We start from the raw sequence: 15,797 nt of genomic DNA, 5'->3' as shown, positions 1-15,797 counted from the left end.
CGTCAACGCCTACGAGGCGAGCTCCCCGCCATCAAACTGCTCGGCGACGAGCGCACGCTCAAGGACGTCATGGACGACTTCATCGTCGCGAGCAACGCCGCGAACCTCGTCGAAGACGGCACGCTGGAGCTGCGCACGTTCGCCGGCGACGCGCGCTCGTCGATGCTCGTCACCGAGGAGCGCACGGTCGCGCTCGTCGACGTCGGCGGCCTCGTCGGCGGCCTCACCACCGACGACGAGGAGTTCGCCGCGACCGCCTACGACGCCGTCGCCGACGACTGGGCGGACGCCGAACAGTTCACGCTCCGCACGCCCGCCATCGACCGCGTCCGCCGGACCCTCGGCGAGGACATCGGGCCCGACGTCGAGGAGGACTTCGGCGACGTGCTCGCGTCCATGGAGACCGCGCGCGGCGACGGCGACGGCCTCGACGAAGTGACCGTCAGCCTGCTGGTCGCCGCGAAGAACCGCGAACTGCTCTACGACATCAGCAAGTGGGGCGAGGACGTCGGCATCGCGTCGAAGGCGACGTTCTCCCGCACGAAGACCAAACTCGAGGACCTCGGCCTCATCGACACCGAGAAGGTCCCCATCGACGTCGGCCGACCGCGCCTCCGACTCAAGCTCGCCGACGACCGCCTCGAGGACGCGCCGCCCGCCGAACTCGCGAACGCCGCCCAGTCGGTCCTCTCGTAGGCCGTCCGCCGAATCCCGTACTGTTTTCCCCGCGTCGCCCCACCCAGTAGCCATGCCACTGGAGGAGTCGCCGTGACCGTCGCCGTCGTCGGCGACGGCCCGGCGGTCGAAGCGGTCCGGGACGCGCTCGCGGACGTCGACGCCGCCGTCGAGAGCACGAGCGTCGGGGGCGTCGCGGACGCGGCGTTCGCGGTCGTCGTCGGCGTCGCCGGCTCCGGCGGGTTCACCACCGCGAACGAGAACGCCCGCAAGGGCGGGACGCCGCTGCTCACCGTCGAGGTCGGCGGGCTCGGCGGCCGCCCGCTCGCGGACGTCGACGCGGGCGTCTCACTGCTCGCACCGGAGGGGCCGTGTTTCGAGTGTTTAGCGGCGCGCGTGACCGCGACGGGCCACGAACCGGCGGAATCGCCGAGCGCCGACCGGAGCGCGGTCCGGCTCGCGGGCGCCCACGCCGGCCGCCTCGCCGCGGACGCGCTCCGCGGAAACGCTGAACCCGGGACCGTCGTCGAACTCCCGTACGCCGAGCGCTCGCTCGCCCCCGTCCCGAACTGCTCGTGTGCGGCCGGCGGGCCGAGCGACGGCCTCGAACTCGGTGACGAGGACCGGTCGCTTGACGACGCGCTCGCGGCCGCCGAACCGCTCGTCGACGACCGCGTGGGCGTGCTGTCGGCGGTCGGCGAGCGCGAGTCGTTCCCCGCGCCGTACTACCTCGCGGTCGGCACCGACACCACGGGGTTCAGCGACGCCGAAGCCACCACGAAGTCCGCGGGCGTCGCCGCCGACTGGAACGCCGCCTACATGAAGGCCGTCGGCGAGGGCTCCGAGCGCTACGCCGCGGGCGTCTACCGCGAGAGCGACTTCGAGACCGCGCCCGCCGACCACCCGGCCGCCGTCCCGCCGGAGCGCTTCGTCCGCCCCGAGACCGCCAGCGACGACGGCGGCGAACGCGAGTGGGTACGCGGCCGGCAGCTCGGCGCGGACGAGTCGGCGCTGCTGCCCGCGGACCGCGTCGTCTTCCCGCCGCCCGAGGACAGCACGGGCCCGTCGATTACCACGGGGCTCGGCCTCGGGAACTCGGGAGTCGGCGCGGTGCTCTCGGGGCTCTACGAGGTCGTCGAACGCGACGCCACGATGCTGTCGTGGTACTCCACCTTCGACCCGCTCGGGCTCGCCGTCGACGACTCCGGCTTCGATGAGCTGGCGCGGCGCGCTCGCGCGGAGAACCTCACAGTCACGCCGCTGCTCTGCACGCAGGACGTCGACGTCCCGGTGGTCGCGGTCGCGGTCCACCGCGACGAGTGGCCGCGGTTCGCGCTCGGCTCCGCCGCCGACCTCGACGCCGAGGCCGCCGCGACGGACGCGCTCTGCGAGGCCGTCCAGAACTGGATGGAGCTCCGCGCCATGGGCCCCGAGCAGGCCGCCGACGAGGACGGCGCCATCGGCAAGTACGCGGACTTCCCGCGCGACGTCCGCGGGTTCGTCGACCCCGAGACGACGATTCCGGCCGCCGACGTCGGCCCGGACGACCCGCCCGCGGGAGCCGACGAACTCGACGCCGTGCTCGACGCGCTCGCGGACGCCGACCTCGACGCCTACGCCGCCCGCCTCACCACCCGCGACCTCGAATCCCGCGCTTCGAAGCCGTCCGGGTGTTAGTGCCGGAAGCCCAGCCGCTGTTCGTCAACGACGCGTTCTTCGGCGAGCGCGCGCGTGAGATTCCGCGGGAGATGGGGTTTCAGGCGCGGCTGGACAAGCCGTTCCATCCCTTCCCCTGAACCTTTTGCGCTGCGCGAGCGGCGCTACGCGCCGCTTGCTCGGCAAAAGCTTCACCAAAAGCACTCCTCACTCCCTACGGTCGTTCGTCGGCCCGCGAGCCTCCGGCTCGCGGTGAACGGCTTCGCTCGGGTTCTTCGAACCGCTCGCTCGCCGATTCTCGTCAGCGGTTGGGTCAACCGGTCGCGAGCGTCCGGCGACCGAGCGGGCCGGAGGCCCCGGAAGGTCGCCGGTTCACTGCGTGAGCAAACGAAGTGAGAGAACGCAGGCCGACGACCGACTAAGCACCGCGAAGCGCCACGAGCGCTGGAAAAGTGCGAATAAAGCGCTTCTTAGATACCGAACGTCGCTCTGAGCATGTCCCGACTTCCCGGACCTAACCCGACGGCGAGGACGGCGACGAGCATGAGCGTGAAGTACCGGGGGGCGTCCTCGCGGAGGCGGGCGTCGAACAGCCAGAGGACGAACAGCGCGGCGACGACTTTGAGCACGAGGAACGGCCACGCGTCGCCCGTGTAGTGGATGATGGAGGCGGGGAGGACGTCCTGCGTGATGTCGACGACCGCGGCGTTGACCGGGTGCTTGGGGACGAGGTCGTACGGGAGGCCGAGTTCGTCCGCCCAGTCGAGGCCGATGACGTTCGCGACGCCGTCGACGGCGTGCCCCCAGAGGACGACGGCGCCCGCGAACTCCGTGCCGGAGGCGACCTCGGGGAGCCGGCGGCGGACGACGTACCAGACGCCCGCGGTGATTATCGTGGCGAACAGGAGCGTGAGCAGCGTGAACTGCGGGAGCAGGGAGACGTAGTCGGTGCTCACGGCGAGGTAGACGAGGAAGCCGACCGTCGCGAGGAGGAGGGCGGTGCCGACGCCCGCGAGCGGCCGGAGGTAGCCGTCGACGGCGTCGGTGCGGCGCGCGAGCGCGACGCAGGCGACGAGCGCGACGAGCGTGATGGCGAACATCACGAAGTAGATGATGGGGCTGATGATGAGCGTGTTCGCGGGGAACGAGAGGAACTGCTCGACGCCCGGGGCGGCCGCGGCGGCGTCGTTGGCGTCCTCGACGACGCGGAGCGCGCCGCCGAGCAGGACGAACGGGAAGAGGGCGTACAGCATGTCGAGGTCCTCGCCGACTTCGAGGTTGTCGAGGAGGAAGGTGACGCCGACCAGCGAGACGAGCAGCGTGACCGCGTAGCCGACCTCGGAGACGAGCGTGTAGCCGGGGTACGCGACGGGCTCGGCGGCGGCCGAGCAGGCGCCGGCGTCGTAGAGGAGTTCGACGGCGCCGCCGTTCCACGCGGCGCAGTGCGCGCCGTTGGCGTCGGCGACGACTGGGCCCCAGAAGTAGTGCCAGACGAAGCCGCCGTAGACGGTGTCGGGGAACAACAGCGACCCGGCGGCGAGGGCGGCGACCGCGACCGCGACGAGCGCGGTCCACGCGCGTTCGCGGTCGGTCTCGGGGAACGTCATACTGGAAGTGGCGGCCGGTGGCGGTTTTACGGTTGCGGTCTGGGCGCGGCTACAGCGGGAGCTCGTGGGACTCGTACTCCGTGGCGAGGACGACCATCGTCTGGGAGCGCGCGAACCCGTCGACGTCCGCGATCTCCTCGAACATGAGCTCGCGGAGCGTGTCCGTGTCCTCGGCGTACACCCGCAACACGATGTCCCACTCGCCGGTCGTGAGGTGGATCTCCTGGACGCCGTCGATGTCCGCGAGGCGGTCGAGGGCGTCCTGCTCGCGGCCCTGTTCGACGCGCAGGCCGACGACCGCGGAGGTGCCGAGGCCGGCGGCCTTCGGGTCGACGTCGGCGTGGTAGCCGCGGATGACGCCGGCGTCCTCCATGCGGTTGACGCGGTCGTGGACGGTCGCGCTGGACATGTCGATCTCGCGCGCGATCTCGCTGAACGGCTTGCGGGCGTCCGCCTGGAGCGCGCGCAGAATCTCGCGGTCCGTCTCGTCTAGCTCCATACGCGGACAGTCGGGCGAGGCGCCCAATACGCTTACTGCTCGCCCGAGTTTCGCGACGCGCTACTCGATGTCCTGCGCGGCGTCGAGGACGACGTCGTGGGCTTCGCCGTTCGACGCCACCAAGCCCTCGCAGACGGGTTCCCAGCGGTCGCCGTGGACGTCGGTGACGACGCCGCCGGCCTGCCGCACGAGGTGGACGCCCGCGACGGAGTCCCACGCGTTCACGCGGACGTTCGTAATCGCGCCCTCGAGCTGGCCGCTGGCGACCATCGAGAGGACGGCCTGCGCGCAGCCGTACCGCCGGAGGTCCGCGAACCGGGTGACGACGGCCTCGCAGGCGCGGGCGTACTCGTCGCGGTCGTCGAACCCCCACCAGATGGTCGGCGCGACGGCGAACGTCTCCGGGTCGGTCTTCTCGCTGACCGTGACTGGCTCGCCGTTCCGCGTCGCGTCGCCGTCGCCGGCGACGTACTTGTCGCCGAGCGCGGGCAGCACGTTCGCGGCGGCGACCGTCTCGCCGTCCTTCACCGCGGCGACGGACGTTGCCCAGATCTGGGTGTCCCGCACGAAGTTGTTCGTGCCGTCGATGGGGTCGATAATCCACGCGGCGCCCGTCTCAGGGACCTCCTTCAGTTCGTCCTCCTCCTCGCCGACGATGGCGTCCTCGGGGTGGGTCTCCCGAATCACCTCGATGACGCGGCGCTGGGCGTCCCGGTCGGCCTGCGTCACGACGTCCGTCTTCCCGGACTTCGTCTCCACGTCGATGCCGGTGCGGAACGCCTCGTAGGCGACCTCGCTGCCTGCGAGCGCGGCGCGCTCGGCGACGCTCGCGCGGTCCTCGTCCATGCCCGGAGTGGCGGTCCGCCGCCCCAAAGTCCCGTCGGTCGACCCGGAGCCGTCGCTGGGCGGCGTCGTGCAGTGAAGTTTTGCGAGGGAAGTCCGCCTCGCGGACTTCCCGCATCCCGCGGCGCACGAGGCGCCGGCGATGCGAGGGAAGGGATTCGAACCCTCGAACTCCTACGAGAACGGATCTTGAGTCCGTCGCCGTTGGCCGAGCTTGGCTACCCTCGCACGCGTCGAGTAGTCCGCGCGTGCCGGGTTTAGGCGTTGCGAATCGGCCGAGAAGGCGTGCTCAGTCGTCGTCGTCACCGAGCACGCGGGAGGCGACCGGACCCGTGGAGGCGTCCTCCGTGACGTCCCGGAGCACGAACCGCTTCTTCACGACGTCGTAGGCGAAGACGACGGTGCCGAGGATGAGCATGGTGTCCCCGGGGAACCGCGCCCAGAACAGCAGCTGGACGAGGTCGCGGTTGTAGAACGCCAGCGAGCGGGCGGCCGCGTACCCCTCGGTGAACGCGGCCTCCAGCTGGAGGAAGCCGACGGGAAGCAGCGAGAGCCCGACCATCACGGCGAGGCCGGCGTTCCACAGCCAGAACGCCCACCAGAGGCGCTTGCCCACCCACTCCGCGGGGTCGACGGAGAGCCGCAGCATGTACGTCGCCATGCCGAGCGCGAGCAGCCCGAACGCGCCGAACATCGCGGCGTGGGCATGCGCGACCGTGAGGTAGGTGCCGTGCTCGTAGTAGTTGATGAGCGGGAGGTTGATGAAGAACCCGAGCACGCCCGCGCCGAAGAAGTTCCACACCCCGGACGCGATGATGAACGCGAACGGGAGCTTGTAGTGGAACGTGTCGTCGCTGGCGGCGAGCGCGCGGTACTGCCCGAGCGCCTCGAAGAGGATGAGGATGAGCGGGACGAGCTCGAGCGTGGAGAAGACGCTCCCGAACGGAATCCAGACGTCGGGCTGACCGATCCACCAGTAGTGGTGGCTGACGCCGATGACGCCGCTCCCCATCACGAACAACACCTGCAGGGCGACGGCCTTCTCCGCGGAGCGCTTGCGCAGCAGGCCCATGGAGACGAGGGTGATGCCGACGATGGCGACGATGAAGAACTCGAAGGCGCCCTCGACCCACATGTGGACGACCCACCACCGCCAGAACTCCGTCATCACGATGTTCGAGTCGGGCGTGTACAGCATGCCCGCGACGAACAGCAGGCCGATGGAGCCGCCCGCGTACAGGATCATGTGCGCGAGCCCGAAGCGCTGCTCGCGGTCGAGCAGCGGCTTGAGGCCGCGGTACGCGAGGAACGCCCAGATGGCGAACCCGAGCAGGAGGCCGACCTGCCAGACGCGCCCGACTTCGACGTACTCGAGGCCCTCGTTGCCGAGCAGCCACCACAGCGGGCCGTCGAAGAACCCCTTCGACCCGAGGTAGATGCCGACGAACCCGCCGACGACGACGAGGAGCAGGGTGCCGAGCAGGCCGTTGATGGCGGGCACCTGTCTGTCGGGCTCGTGGCCGGTCAGCAGGCCGGGGAGGAAGAGGCCGGCGCCGATCCACATCGTCGCGATCCAGAGGATGCCGAGGTCGAGGTGGTAGGTCTTCGCGAGCGCGAACGGCAGCCACTGGATGACGTCGACGCCGAGCGCTTCCCCGATGCCGAAGAACGCGTCGCGTTCGACGTAGTAGTGCGCGAGCAGCGCCCCGAGCAACACCTGGCCGACGAACAGCAGCGCCGCGACCGGTATGAACCGGGTGGCGGCGCGCTGGCTCGGGAGCAGGTCGACGTCCGCGGGGTCGGGGACCTTGATGCCCTCCGTGGAGGGCTCGGGGAGCTCGATGCTGTTGTACAGCCAGACGCCGAGGCCGGCGCCGCCGACGAGCAACACCATCGAGATGGCGCTCCACACCATCGTCGCGCCCGTGGGTTCGTTGCCGGCGAGCGGGTTGTACGGCCAGTCGTTCGTGTAGCTGTGGTCGGTGCCGGGGCGCTCGGCGTGGGAGACCAGCGCCGTCCACATCGCGAAGTCCGCGAACTTGCGGGCGTCCTCCGCGGAGCCGATCATCCCCTCGGGGATGCCGCGCTCGGCGTCGCCCTCGTGGTAGCGTTCGACGTACACCTCGCGGACCTGCTCGTGGGCGTACGCTTCGGCGGCGGTGTAGTCGGCGGAGTCGCCGGACATCGAGCGGTCGAGGTCGGCGGTCACGCGGCTGTCCACGCCGGCCTGCGCTTCCGCGGAGAGGTCGGCGTAGGGTTCGCCGTACCGCTCGTCGGCGTAGTACTCCCGCATGAACTCGGTCTTCAGTTCGAGCGCGTCGGCGGTGTAGTCGGCGCCGAAGTACGCGCCGTTGCCGAGAATCGACCCGTGGTTCATCAGCGCGTTCGACTGGAAGACGGCCTTGCCGTCCTGAATCGACTCGTGGGTGGCGAGCACGTCGCCGTCCGGCCCGACGATCTCGTCGGGAATCGGGGGCTGGTGCTGGTAGGAGTAGGCGGCACCGGCGCCCATGACGACGAGGTTCAGGACGAACACGACCGCGAGTATCTTCGCGAGCGTTGACCTGGTGACGTCCATGTTGCGGGGTTCAGGTGGCTGCTGGAAAAGGCTACGGCGGATTCCGAGACCCTGGGGACGGACCCGTCAGCCCCGGATGTACGGCCGCTCGAAGATGTTCGGGGCCGCTACTCGAGCAGCTCGCGCGCGATGATGTTCTTCTGAATCTCGGTCGTCCCCTCGTAGATCTGAGTGATCTTGGCGTCCCGGTAGAACCGCTCGACGTCGAAGTCGTCGACGTAGCCGGCGCCGCCGTGAATCTGGACGGCCTCGTCGGCGACCTCGACGGCGACCCGGGAGGCGAACTCCTTGGCCATCGACGCGAGCGCGGTGAGCTGGTCGTCCTCGTGTTCGACGCTCCACGCGGACTTCCGAGTGAGCGTGCGCGCGGCCTCCGTCTGCGTGTGCATCTCCGCGAGCTTGTGCTCGATGGCCTGGAAGTCGCTGATGGGGCGGCCGAACTGCTCGCGCTCCTGGGCGTAGTCGAGCGCGCGCTCGGCGGCGCCCTTCGCGATGCCGACGCCCTGCGCGGCGACCATCGTGCGCGTCTCGTCGAAGAACTGCATCAGCTGGAGGAACCCCCCGCCCTCCGTCCCGACGAGGTTCTCCTCGGGGACGCGCACGTCGTCGAAGCGCAGCTCCGCGGTGTCGCTGGCGCGAATCCCGAGCTTCCCCGTGATCTTCTCGGCCTCGAAGCCGTCCCGGTCGGCCTCCACGACGATCTGGCTGAAGCCGTTGTACCGGCCGCTCGCGTCGGGGTCGGTCTCGCAGAGCACGACGAAGAAGTCCCCGACGGAGCCGTTCGTGATCCACATCTTGTTGCCGTTGAGGACGAACTCGTCGCCGTCGCGCTCGGCGCGCGTGGAGACGCTGGAGACGTCCGACCCCGTGTCGGGTTCGCTGATTGCCGACCCCATGACGGCGTCGCCGGACGCGACGTCAGGCAGCCAGCGCTCCTTCTGGTCCTCGGTGCCGAACTCGATGATGGACTCGGCGCCGAAGCCGGCGCTGGAGACGCAGAGCCCGATGCCGGGGTCGGCGGCGAACAGCTCCTCGGTGATGAGCGCGGCCTCGACGGGCGAGTAGCCCGCGCCGCCGTAGTCGAGAGGGATGGTCGGCCCGAGCAGGCCGGCGTCCGCGGCCGCGTCCATCACCTCGTAGGGGTACGTTTCCTCGTTGTCGTACTCGGAGGCCACCGGCCGAATCTCGTTGTCCGCGAACCGCCGGACCTCCTCCTGTATCGCCTGCTGCTCGTCGGTCAACCCGAAGTCCATGTTGACGTGTACCGAACACCGGGACAAAAACGCTCGTAAACCCCGAACAATTCCCCCGGGGTTCTTCCGCGCGGCCCAACCGCTTTTGCCGGCGTCCCCCGAACCGCCGCACATGGCCGACGTGGACCGCAGCGAGGTCGGACGGACGCCGCTGGTGGAACTCGACGCCGGCGTCGCCCCGACCGTCTACGGGAAAGCCGAGTGGTTCAACCTCGCGCCCCTCGACCACGGCGGCGGGTCGGTGAAGACCCGCATCGGACAGGCGATGCTGCAGGCGGCGGCCGCGCGCGGCGACCTCGACGGCGACCGCACGATACTCGAGGCGTCCAGCGGGAACACGGGCTCGGCGGTCGCGCGCGTCGGCGCCGCGATGGGCCACGACGTCGAAATCGTGCTGCCCGACGACGCCGGCGGCGGGAAGGTCGACGCCATCCGGGACGCTGGCGCCGAACTGCGGTTCGTGGACGCCGAGGCGGGCTACGACGCGTTCGTGATGCGCTGCCGGGACCTCGCGGCCGAGCGCCCCGAGGAGTACGTCTACCCGAACCAGTACCAGAACCCCGCGAACCCCGCGGTCCACGCGGGCACGACCGGGCCCGAGATCTGGCGGCAGACCGGCGGCGAGGTGACGCACTTCGTCGCGGGCGCCGGAACGGGCGGCACGCTCGTCGGGGTGAGCCACGCGCTCCGGCCGCGCGGCGTGCGCGTCCACGGCTACGAGCCGCCCGCGACCGACCACGACATCGCGGGGCTGAAGCACATGCACGACCCGGGGACGTTCGTCCCCGACACCTACGAGTTCGACGCGCTGGACGGCCGCGAGTACGTCGACACCGACACCGCCTACGACTACGTGCGCCGGCTCCGGTGCCGTCACGCCGACGCAGCACCCGAGATTCGGGACGCCGGGCAGTGGTCCCGGGGGTTCGTCCGGTCGGAGCTCCGCGTGAACGGCGAGTTCCTCGTCGGGCCGTCCTCGGGCGGCGCCGTCGCGATGGTCGACCGGCTGGCCGAGCGGGGCACCCTCGACGCAGACGACGTCGTGGTCGTGCCGCTACCGGACCGCGGCGACCGCTACCCCGACCGCGAGCCGTACGCCGAGCACGTCGAGTAGTTGGACTTCCAACTAAAACGCGCTTCCGGAAACCACCAAGAGGCAGGGCCGCGTTGGGGTTAACTGGAATGACTGACTACGAACTGCCGCCGCTGCCGTACGACTACGACGCACTCGAACCGCACGTCTCCGAGCAGGTGCTGACGTGGCATCACGACACGCACCACCAGGGCTACGTCAACGGCTGGAACGCCGCCGAGGAAACCCTCGAAGCCAACCGCGAGGACGGCGACTTCTCCTCCTCCGCCGGTGCCATCGGGAACGTCACGCACAACGGCTCCGGCCACATCCTCCACGACCTGTTCTGGCAGTCGATGAGCCCCGAGGGCGGCGACGAGCCCGAGGGCGACCTGCGAGCCCGCATCGAGGAGGACTTCGGCTCCTACGAAGCGTGGGAGGGCGAGTTCCGCGCGGCCGCCTCCGCCGCGGGCGGCTGGGCGCTCCTCGTGTACGACAGCCACTCCGAGCAGCTCCGCAACGTCGTCGTCGACAAACACGACCAGGGCGCCCTCTGGGGCTCGCACCCGATTCTGGCCCTCGACGTCTGGGAGCACTCCTACTACTACGACTACGGCCCCGACCGCGGCGACTTCGTCGACAACTTCTTCGAAGTCGTCGACTGGGACGAGCCCGCCGCGCGCTACGCGGACCTCGTCGAGAAGTTCGAGTAACGCCGTATTCGACCGTCGGCCCGCCGTTCGGCATCCGAGCCGCGCCGGCCCGCCCCTGAAGACTTTTATCGGTTCCCCGTCTCGGTCCGCGCGATGCCCTCCAGACGCCGCGTCCTCGGCCTCGTAGCCGCCGGCACGCTCCCGGTCGCGGGCTGTCTCGCCGCGCCGAGCGACCCCGCGGTGACGACCACGGACGCCTCGGCGACCGACACGACGACCACGGCCACCGAACGCGAGCCGGTTCGCGGCGGGGCCGCCGAGGCCACCGTCGAGCGCACGGTGACGGACGCCGACTACCGGTACGTCGAGTCGAACGACACCGTGCGGTACCCGGCGACGATGGCCGGCGACGAGGTCGTCGAGTACGACTACGAGCCCTTCGAAGAGTGGGGTCACGTCGAGGGCGCGTCGGTCGCCGCGGAGTACGTCCGCTCGCTGCTGGACGAACGGCTCTCGGGCGAGGAGACGCCGACCGTCGGCATCAGTACTCGCGGCGAGCAGGACGGCTTTCGAATCGTGGTCTCGCTGACCACCCGCCTTTCGCGCGACGGCGAGGTGCTCTCGGAGCCGGCGGCGTCGCGCCACGAGGTGTCGCGGGCGACCCCGCACAGCGTCGACGCGACGGTTCAGTTCGCCGGCCGCACGCACGAGGACCGGTATCCCGTCTACGTCACCGAGCGCACGGTTCAGAACGAGTAGCGTCAGCCCGCGAGTTCGACCAGCGACAGCAGGAGGTCGGGGACGACGGCGAGCAGGATTCCGAGGACGAGCAGCACCGCGGGAATCCAGAGGAACGAGAAGTCCGCGAGCAGCCACAGCCCGAGCCCCGCGAGCGCGAGCACGAGGCCGAGCAGTCGGAACACCCAGACGAGTACGCCTTCGACGCCGGCGTCGGTCGCGAGCTCGGCGACTTCGAGTACTTCGTCCATGGTACGCGGACGGTCTGTGCGGAGCCACTTATGGCTCGTGGCTCCCGCTACCGTCAGCGGTTCGACGGCGACGACGAGGACTTCGTGGCGCGCAGCGCGAACGGCGACAGCAGGCCGCCGACGAGCGCGCCCGCGAACGCGAGCACGCCGATGTCGGACGTCGAGAAGTCGCTGCCGCCGCCACCGCCGCCGCTGCTACCGCCGCCGCTGCCGACGACGACGGCGCCTTTCATCCCCATCGTCTTGTGGGGGTTGCAGTAGTACTTCGAGACGCCCTCGCTGTCGTACGTCCGGGAGTACGTGAACCCGGACTCGTTGGTGAGTTCGCTCTCGTAGCTGCCGTCCTCCGCGACGACGTTGTGGGTGCCGTTCACCCACTCGAAGACGACCTCGGTGCCGGGGTCGACGCGAATCGCGGCGGGACTGAAGCCGTACGGGCCGCCGTTGGCCTCCGTCCCGACCTCCACGGTGACCTGCGACTGGCCGGTCTCGTCCACGACGCCGTCGAAGTTACTGACGCCCTCGAACCAGCCGTCGAAGTCGACCGCCTGGGCGCCGCCGGAGCCGGACTGCTCGCCGGAGCCGCTGGACGACGAGGCGCCGACGTCGACGTCGCCGACGACGACGGCGCCCTTCATGCCCATCGTCTTGTGCGGCGTGCACGCGTACCGGGTGACGCCCTCCTCGTCGAACGTCTGCGTGAACGTGAACCCGGACTCGTCGGTGAGCTCGCTCTCGAAGCTCCCGTCCTCGGCCGCGACGTTGTGTGAGCCTTCGACCCACTCCCACGTCACCGTCGTCCCGGGATCGACGCGAATCGCCGCCGGGCCGAAGCCGTACGGTCCGCCGTTGGCATCGACGCCGACCTCGACGGTGACCTCGGACTTGCCGGTCTCGTCGACGACGCCGTCGTAGTTGCCGACGCCCTCGAACCACGACTCGAGGCCGCCGTCCTGTGCGGCCGCGGCGCCGGTGAACGCCGCGCCGGTGGCCGCCGCGGCGCCCGCGGCAGCCGTCGTCTTCAGCACGTTGCGCCTCGTGACCGTGGGGGTGTCGTGCGTGGTCATGGTCCTGGGTCAGGCTTCGTAGCCCGCGTACTCCATCAGTTGGGCGAAGATGTCCGTGTCCATGGCGTCCCGGTAGACGATGCCGGAGAGCATGCCGCCGGGGTAGTACGAGCCGTTCATCACGTGGTTGACCTTGTGACAGTGCATCAGGTAGATGCCGGGCTCGGCGTCGGCCTCGAACTCGATGGTGTGGCGCTCGGCGGGCGCGATGTTCGTGATGTCCATCTCGTGCTGGGCGGCCTCGGGAATCTGCCCGCCGTCCTTCTCGATGCGCCGGAAGCGGTGGTTGTGGAGGTGCAGCGGGTGGTTCATGTAGCCGCCGTTGACGAAGTGGATGCGCACCGTGTCGCCCTCGTCGACGATGATGGGCGAGCCGTCCTCGGGGTGGAGGGTGCGCGGCGCGGCCTTCCCGTTGACCGTGAACACGTCCGGGCTGCGCGTGCGGGGGCTGTAGGAGACGTCCTCGCCGGCCATCTTCCGGTTGAGCCGGGAGTCCCAGTCCTTGACCGTCATGAAGTACTCCTTGTCCGCGGGCTCGTAGCCCTCGGGGTCGACGCGGAAGATGCCGTACATCCCCATGTCGATGTGCCGGTGGGTCTGGTAGTGGCAGTGGTAGACGTGCGTGCCGGGGACGTTCGCGGGAATCGTGTACGTGTGTTTCTCGCCGGGGTCGACGCGGATGCCCGTCGTGGTCGGGACGCCGTCGTCCTCCCACGCCTTCTGCGTGCCGTGGAAGTGCAGGGTGTGGGGGCGCTTGCCCTCGGTGTTGTCGAGGGTGACTTCGATGTCCTCGCCTTCCTCGGTGCGGACGATGGGGCCGGGGACGCTCGGGTCACCGTCCTCGGTCGCGAACGCCCACACGCGCGGGAGTTCCACGGGGCCGCCCATCGACTCGAGCGGGTGGGCGTGGTGGACGGCGGGCACGCTCTTCAGCGTCACTTGGTTGCCCTGTTCGGTCGCGTCGACGACCTCGGGCGGGCTGGTCGTCGGGAGCGTCGACTGGGAGGCCTGCTGGCTGGGGGTCGTCTCCGTCACGCTCTCGCCCTGCCGGGCCGGTGCGGTACAGCCGGCGAGCGCCGCGACGCCGGCGACGCCAGTGCTTGCGAGGAACCGTCTTCGGGAGTAGTGTTCGTCCATGTTGTCTCACGTGGTCGGTCGGCGCCAGACACACGTAAACCGGAGACCACAGTACTACGAGCCGGGAACGGAGCCGAACACGTTCGCGGCAGGGGTTAGGGCGGGCAGTTTCGAGTCGAATGCTAACTCCCCACATTCGGGGGTGGCGGCTGGGTTCGCGGGGCGGACCGACGGACCCAAACGCCGCGCTCGCCAATCGCGGGTATGGACGTGCGGTTCCTCGGCGGCGCCCGCGAGGTCGGGCGGAGCGCGGTTCTCGTCGACGACTCGCTGCTGCTCGACTACGGGATGAAGCCCGGAACGCCACCGGGCTACCCCGCGGACGTCGAGCCGGACGCGGTCGTCGTGAGCCACGGCCACCTCGACCACGCCGGCGCCGTCCCCGCGCTCGTCGCCGGCACCCGCCGGCCGCCGATTCACTGGACGCCCCCCACCCGGGACCTCACGCGCCTGCTCGCGCAGGACACGCTCAAACTGCAGGGCGGCGGCGAGCGCGGCGGCCGCTACGACTGCCCGTTCACGCGCGCGGAGGTGGCCGCACTCGGCGAAGTCTCCGTGACGCACGGCTACCGGGAGTCCTTCGAGGCCGCCGGCTACGAGGTGACGTTCTACGACGCCGGCCACATCCCCGGGAGCGCACACGTCCTAGTGGACGACGGAGATACGCGCCTGCTGTACACCGCGGACTTCAACACCGAGGACCAGCGCCTGCTCGCGGGGACGACCGCGCGCCCGGACGCGGACGTCGTAATCACGGAGGCGACGTACGCGGACGTCACTCGCGAGGACCGCGCCGGCATCGAGGAGCGGTTCGCGGCGTCGGTCGAAGAGACGATTCGCGGCGGCGGCACCGCCGTCGTCCCCGCGTTCGCGGTCGGGCGCACGCAGGAGCTGTTCATGGTGTGTGCCGCCCACGACGTCCCGTGTTACGTCGACGGGATGGGCGTCGCCGTCACCGAGCGGTTCGCGGAGACCGACGAGTTCCTCCGGGACGCCGACGCCTTCCAGCGGGCTCGCGGGCACGCGCGCTTCCTCGACAAGTCGACGCGGAACGGCCAGCGCGAGCGCATCGCCGAGAAGCCGACGGCCATCGTCACCACCGCGGGGATGCTCTCGGGCGGCCCCGCGATGACGTACGTCCCCGCAATCGCGGGCAACCCCCAGAACGAACTCGCGCTCACCGGCTACCAGGTCGAGGGGACGCCCGGGCGCGAGCTACTGGACACGGGGAGCGCGAAACTCGGCGGCCGCCACCGCCGGGTCGCCGCGCGCGTCAACAGCTACGACTTCTCCGCGCACGCCGACCGCGAGGGGCTGCTCGACTTCCTCGAGGACTACCGGGGCGCCGAGGTGCTCGTCAACCACGGCGACCGCTGCGAGTGGTTCGCCGACCAGCTGCGCGCGGACGGCTTCGACGCCAGCGCGCCCGAGCGCGGGCCGACGCTCACGGTGTAGCTACTCGTCGCTCTCCGCGCGGTCGGCGTACGACTCGAGGGCGTCGGCGAGCTCGCGGGCCTCGTCCGGCGAGAGGGTCGCGCGCTCTGCGTGCGCGGGCACGCGCTCGGTGTCCGTGTTGTCCAGTTCGAGCTCGAGGAGCACGTCGCCGTCGTCGGTCGTGACGTTCAACACGGCGAGGGCTTCCTCCGTCCACCCGTGGCCCTCGGCCTCGCCGTCGAGGAGGTTGAACGTCGTGTACGCGTTGACCTTGATGATGCGGTCGGCCATGAGGGGCGAACGCGGGACAGCCCCGTGGGTGTTTCGACAGCGG

Annotated in this window: 14 protein-coding genes, 1 tRNA gene and 1 pseudogene; 6 read left to right on the top strand and 10 right to left on the bottom strand. The window is 70.3% G+C overall.

Translation table 11 applies throughout. From position 1 onward, the window contains the following. On the top strand, nt 1-696 hold a 696-nt coding region (gene tbsP / locus GJ634_RS15265; RefSeq protein WP_197425360.1), incomplete at its 5' end, for a transcriptional regulator TbsP. A 72-nt stretch (nt 697-768) separates the two neighbouring features. Beyond that, a pseudogene (locus GJ634_RS02150) lies at nt 769-2,471 on the top strand (YcaO-like family protein). Between the two features lie 330 nt (nt 2,472-2,801). On the opposite strand, the gene GJ634_RS02145 reads toward GJ634_RS02150, so the two are convergent. From GJ634_RS02145 to GJ634_RS02120, 6 genes are all read right to left on the bottom strand, one after another. After that, nucleotides 2,802-3,938 (bottom strand): DUF63 family protein, encoded by a 1,137-nt coding sequence (locus GJ634_RS02145; RefSeq protein WP_157500292.1) that lies wholly within the window; start codon nt 3,936-3,938, stop codon nt 2,802-2,804. Nucleotides 3,939-3,987: 49 nt separating this feature from the next. After that, complete coding sequence (locus tag GJ634_RS02140) at nt 3,988-4,437, bottom strand: Lrp/AsnC family transcriptional regulator (RefSeq protein WP_157500291.1); 450 nt, start codon at nt 4,435-4,437, stop codon at nt 3,988-3,990. Between the two features lie 60 nt (nt 4,438-4,497). Further along, nucleotides 4,498-5,283 (bottom strand): inositol monophosphatase, encoded by a 786-nt coding sequence (locus GJ634_RS02135; protein WP_157500290.1) that lies wholly within the window; start codon nt 5,281-5,283, stop codon nt 4,498-4,500. A gap of 140 nt (nt 5,284-5,423) precedes the next feature. Beyond that, nucleotides 5,424-5,508 (bottom strand) — tRNA-Leu (locus GJ634_RS02130). 61 nt (nt 5,509-5,569) lie between these two features. Then, the gene (locus tag GJ634_RS02125) at nt 5,570-7,858 is read right to left on the bottom strand and encodes a nitric-oxide reductase large subunit (protein ID WP_157500289.1); all 2,289 of its coding nucleotides are present in this window, start codon (nt 7,856-7,858) and stop codon (nt 5,570-5,572) included. 107 nt (nt 7,859-7,965) lie between these two features. After that, nucleotides 7,966-9,111: an acyl-CoA dehydrogenase family protein gene (locus tag GJ634_RS02120; protein WP_157500288.1), complete on the bottom strand. Its 1,146-nt coding sequence runs from the start codon at nt 9,109-9,111 to the stop codon at nt 7,966-7,968. 112 nt (nt 9,112-9,223) lie between these two features. Between GJ634_RS02120 and GJ634_RS02115 the strand changes: the two genes are divergently transcribed. The 3 genes from GJ634_RS02115 (at nt 9,224) to GJ634_RS02105 (ending at nt 11,595) form a co-directional block, all read left to right on the top strand. Then, nucleotides 9,224-10,225, top strand: a complete 1,002-nt coding sequence (locus GJ634_RS02115; protein ID WP_157500287.1) for a PLP-dependent cysteine synthase family protein — start codon at nt 9,224-9,226, stop codon at nt 10,223-10,225. A 68-nt stretch (nt 10,226-10,293) separates the two neighbouring features. Beyond that, nucleotides 10,294-10,896: a superoxide dismutase gene (gene sod / locus GJ634_RS02110; protein WP_157500286.1), complete on the top strand. Its 603-nt coding sequence runs from the start codon at nt 10,294-10,296 to the stop codon at nt 10,894-10,896. Between the two features lie 93 nt (nt 10,897-10,989). Next, nucleotides 10,990-11,595 (top strand): hypothetical protein, encoded by a 606-nt coding sequence (locus GJ634_RS02105; RefSeq protein WP_157500285.1) that lies wholly within the window; start codon nt 10,990-10,992, stop codon nt 11,593-11,595. Nucleotides 11,596-11,597: 2 nt separating this feature from the next. Here the strand turns inward: GJ634_RS02105 and GJ634_RS02100 are convergent, their stop codons facing one another. From GJ634_RS02100 to GJ634_RS02090, 3 genes are read right to left on the bottom strand one after another with little or no spacing between them, the layout of a single operon-like run. After that, the gene (locus GJ634_RS02100; protein ID WP_157500284.1) at nt 11,598-11,825 is read right to left on the bottom strand and encodes a hypothetical protein; all 228 of its coding nucleotides are present in this window, start codon (nt 11,823-11,825) and stop codon (nt 11,598-11,600) included. Nucleotides 11,826-11,878: 53 nt separating this feature from the next. Continuing rightward, entirely contained in the window at nt 11,879-12,892 is a 1,014-nt protein-coding gene (locus GJ634_RS02095) for a halocyanin domain-containing protein (protein WP_157500283.1), read from the bottom strand. A 9-nt stretch (nt 12,893-12,901) separates the two neighbouring features. Next, on the bottom strand, nt 12,902-14,029 hold the full coding sequence (locus GJ634_RS02090) for a multicopper oxidase domain-containing protein (protein ID WP_157500282.1): 1,128 nt from the start codon (nt 14,027-14,029) through the stop codon (nt 12,902-12,904). Nucleotides 14,030-14,233: 204 nt separating this feature from the next. Here GJ634_RS02090 and GJ634_RS02085 point away from each other — a divergent pair, with 204 nt between their 5' ends. After that, entirely contained in the window at nt 14,234-15,484 is a 1,251-nt protein-coding gene (locus GJ634_RS02085; protein WP_157500281.1) for an MBL fold metallo-hydrolase, read from the top strand. Here GJ634_RS02085 and GJ634_RS02080 read toward each other — a convergent pair whose 3' ends face one another. Further along, complete coding sequence (locus tag GJ634_RS02080) at nt 15,485-15,754, bottom strand: DUF6360 family protein (RefSeq protein WP_157500280.1); 270 nt, start codon at nt 15,752-15,754, stop codon at nt 15,485-15,487. Between the last annotated feature and the right edge of the window lie 43 nt (nt 15,755-15,797).

Source organism: Halobacterium sp. CBA1126, assembly GCF_009741975.1.
Classification (GTDB): Archaea; Halobacteriota; Halobacteria; order Halobacteriales; family Halobacteriaceae; genus Halobacterium.
This window is presented reverse-complemented; position numbering and strand designations above follow the sequence as displayed.

Coding starts and splice junctions, on each gene's coding strand:
- GJ634_RS02100 (WP_157500284.1), bottom strand. CDS start 11,825: ATGGACGAAGTACTCGAAGTCGCCGAGCTCGCGACCGACGCCGGCGTC.
- GJ634_RS02125 (WP_157500289.1), bottom strand. CDS start 7,858: ATGGACGTCACCAGGTCAACGCTCGCGAAGATACTCGCGGTCGTGTTC.
- sod (WP_157500286.1), top strand. CDS start 10,294: ATGACTGACTACGAACTGCCGCCGCTGCCGTACGACTACGACGCACTC.
- GJ634_RS02095 (WP_157500283.1), bottom strand. CDS start 12,892: ATGACCACGCACGACACCCCCACGGTCACGAGGCGCAACGTGCTGAAG.
- GJ634_RS02120 (WP_157500288.1), bottom strand. CDS start 9,111: ATGGACTTCGGGTTGACCGACGAGCAGCAGGCGATACAGGAGGAGGTC.
- GJ634_RS02145 (WP_157500292.1), bottom strand. CDS start 3,938: ATGACGTTCCCCGAGACCGACCGCGAACGCGCGTGGACCGCGCTCGTC.
- GJ634_RS02115 (WP_157500287.1), top strand. CDS start 9,224: ATGGCCGACGTGGACCGCAGCGAGGTCGGACGGACGCCGCTGGTGGAA.
- GJ634_RS02105 (WP_157500285.1), top strand. CDS start 10,990: ATGCCCTCCAGACGCCGCGTCCTCGGCCTCGTAGCCGCCGGCACGCTC.
- GJ634_RS02140 (WP_157500291.1), bottom strand. CDS start 4,437: ATGGAGCTAGACGAGACGGACCGCGAGATTCTGCGCGCGCTCCAGGCG.
- GJ634_RS02080 (WP_157500280.1), bottom strand. CDS start 15,754: ATGGCCGACCGCATCATCAAGGTCAACGCGTACACGACGTTCAACCTC.
- GJ634_RS02135 (WP_157500290.1), bottom strand. CDS start 5,283: ATGGACGAGGACCGCGCGAGCGTCGCCGAGCGCGCCGCGCTCGCAGGC.
- GJ634_RS02090 (WP_157500282.1), bottom strand. CDS start 14,029: ATGGACGAACACTACTCCCGAAGACGGTTCCTCGCAAGCACTGGCGTC.
- GJ634_RS02085 (WP_157500281.1), top strand. CDS start 14,234: ATGGACGTGCGGTTCCTCGGCGGCGCCCGCGAGGTCGGGCGGAGCGCG.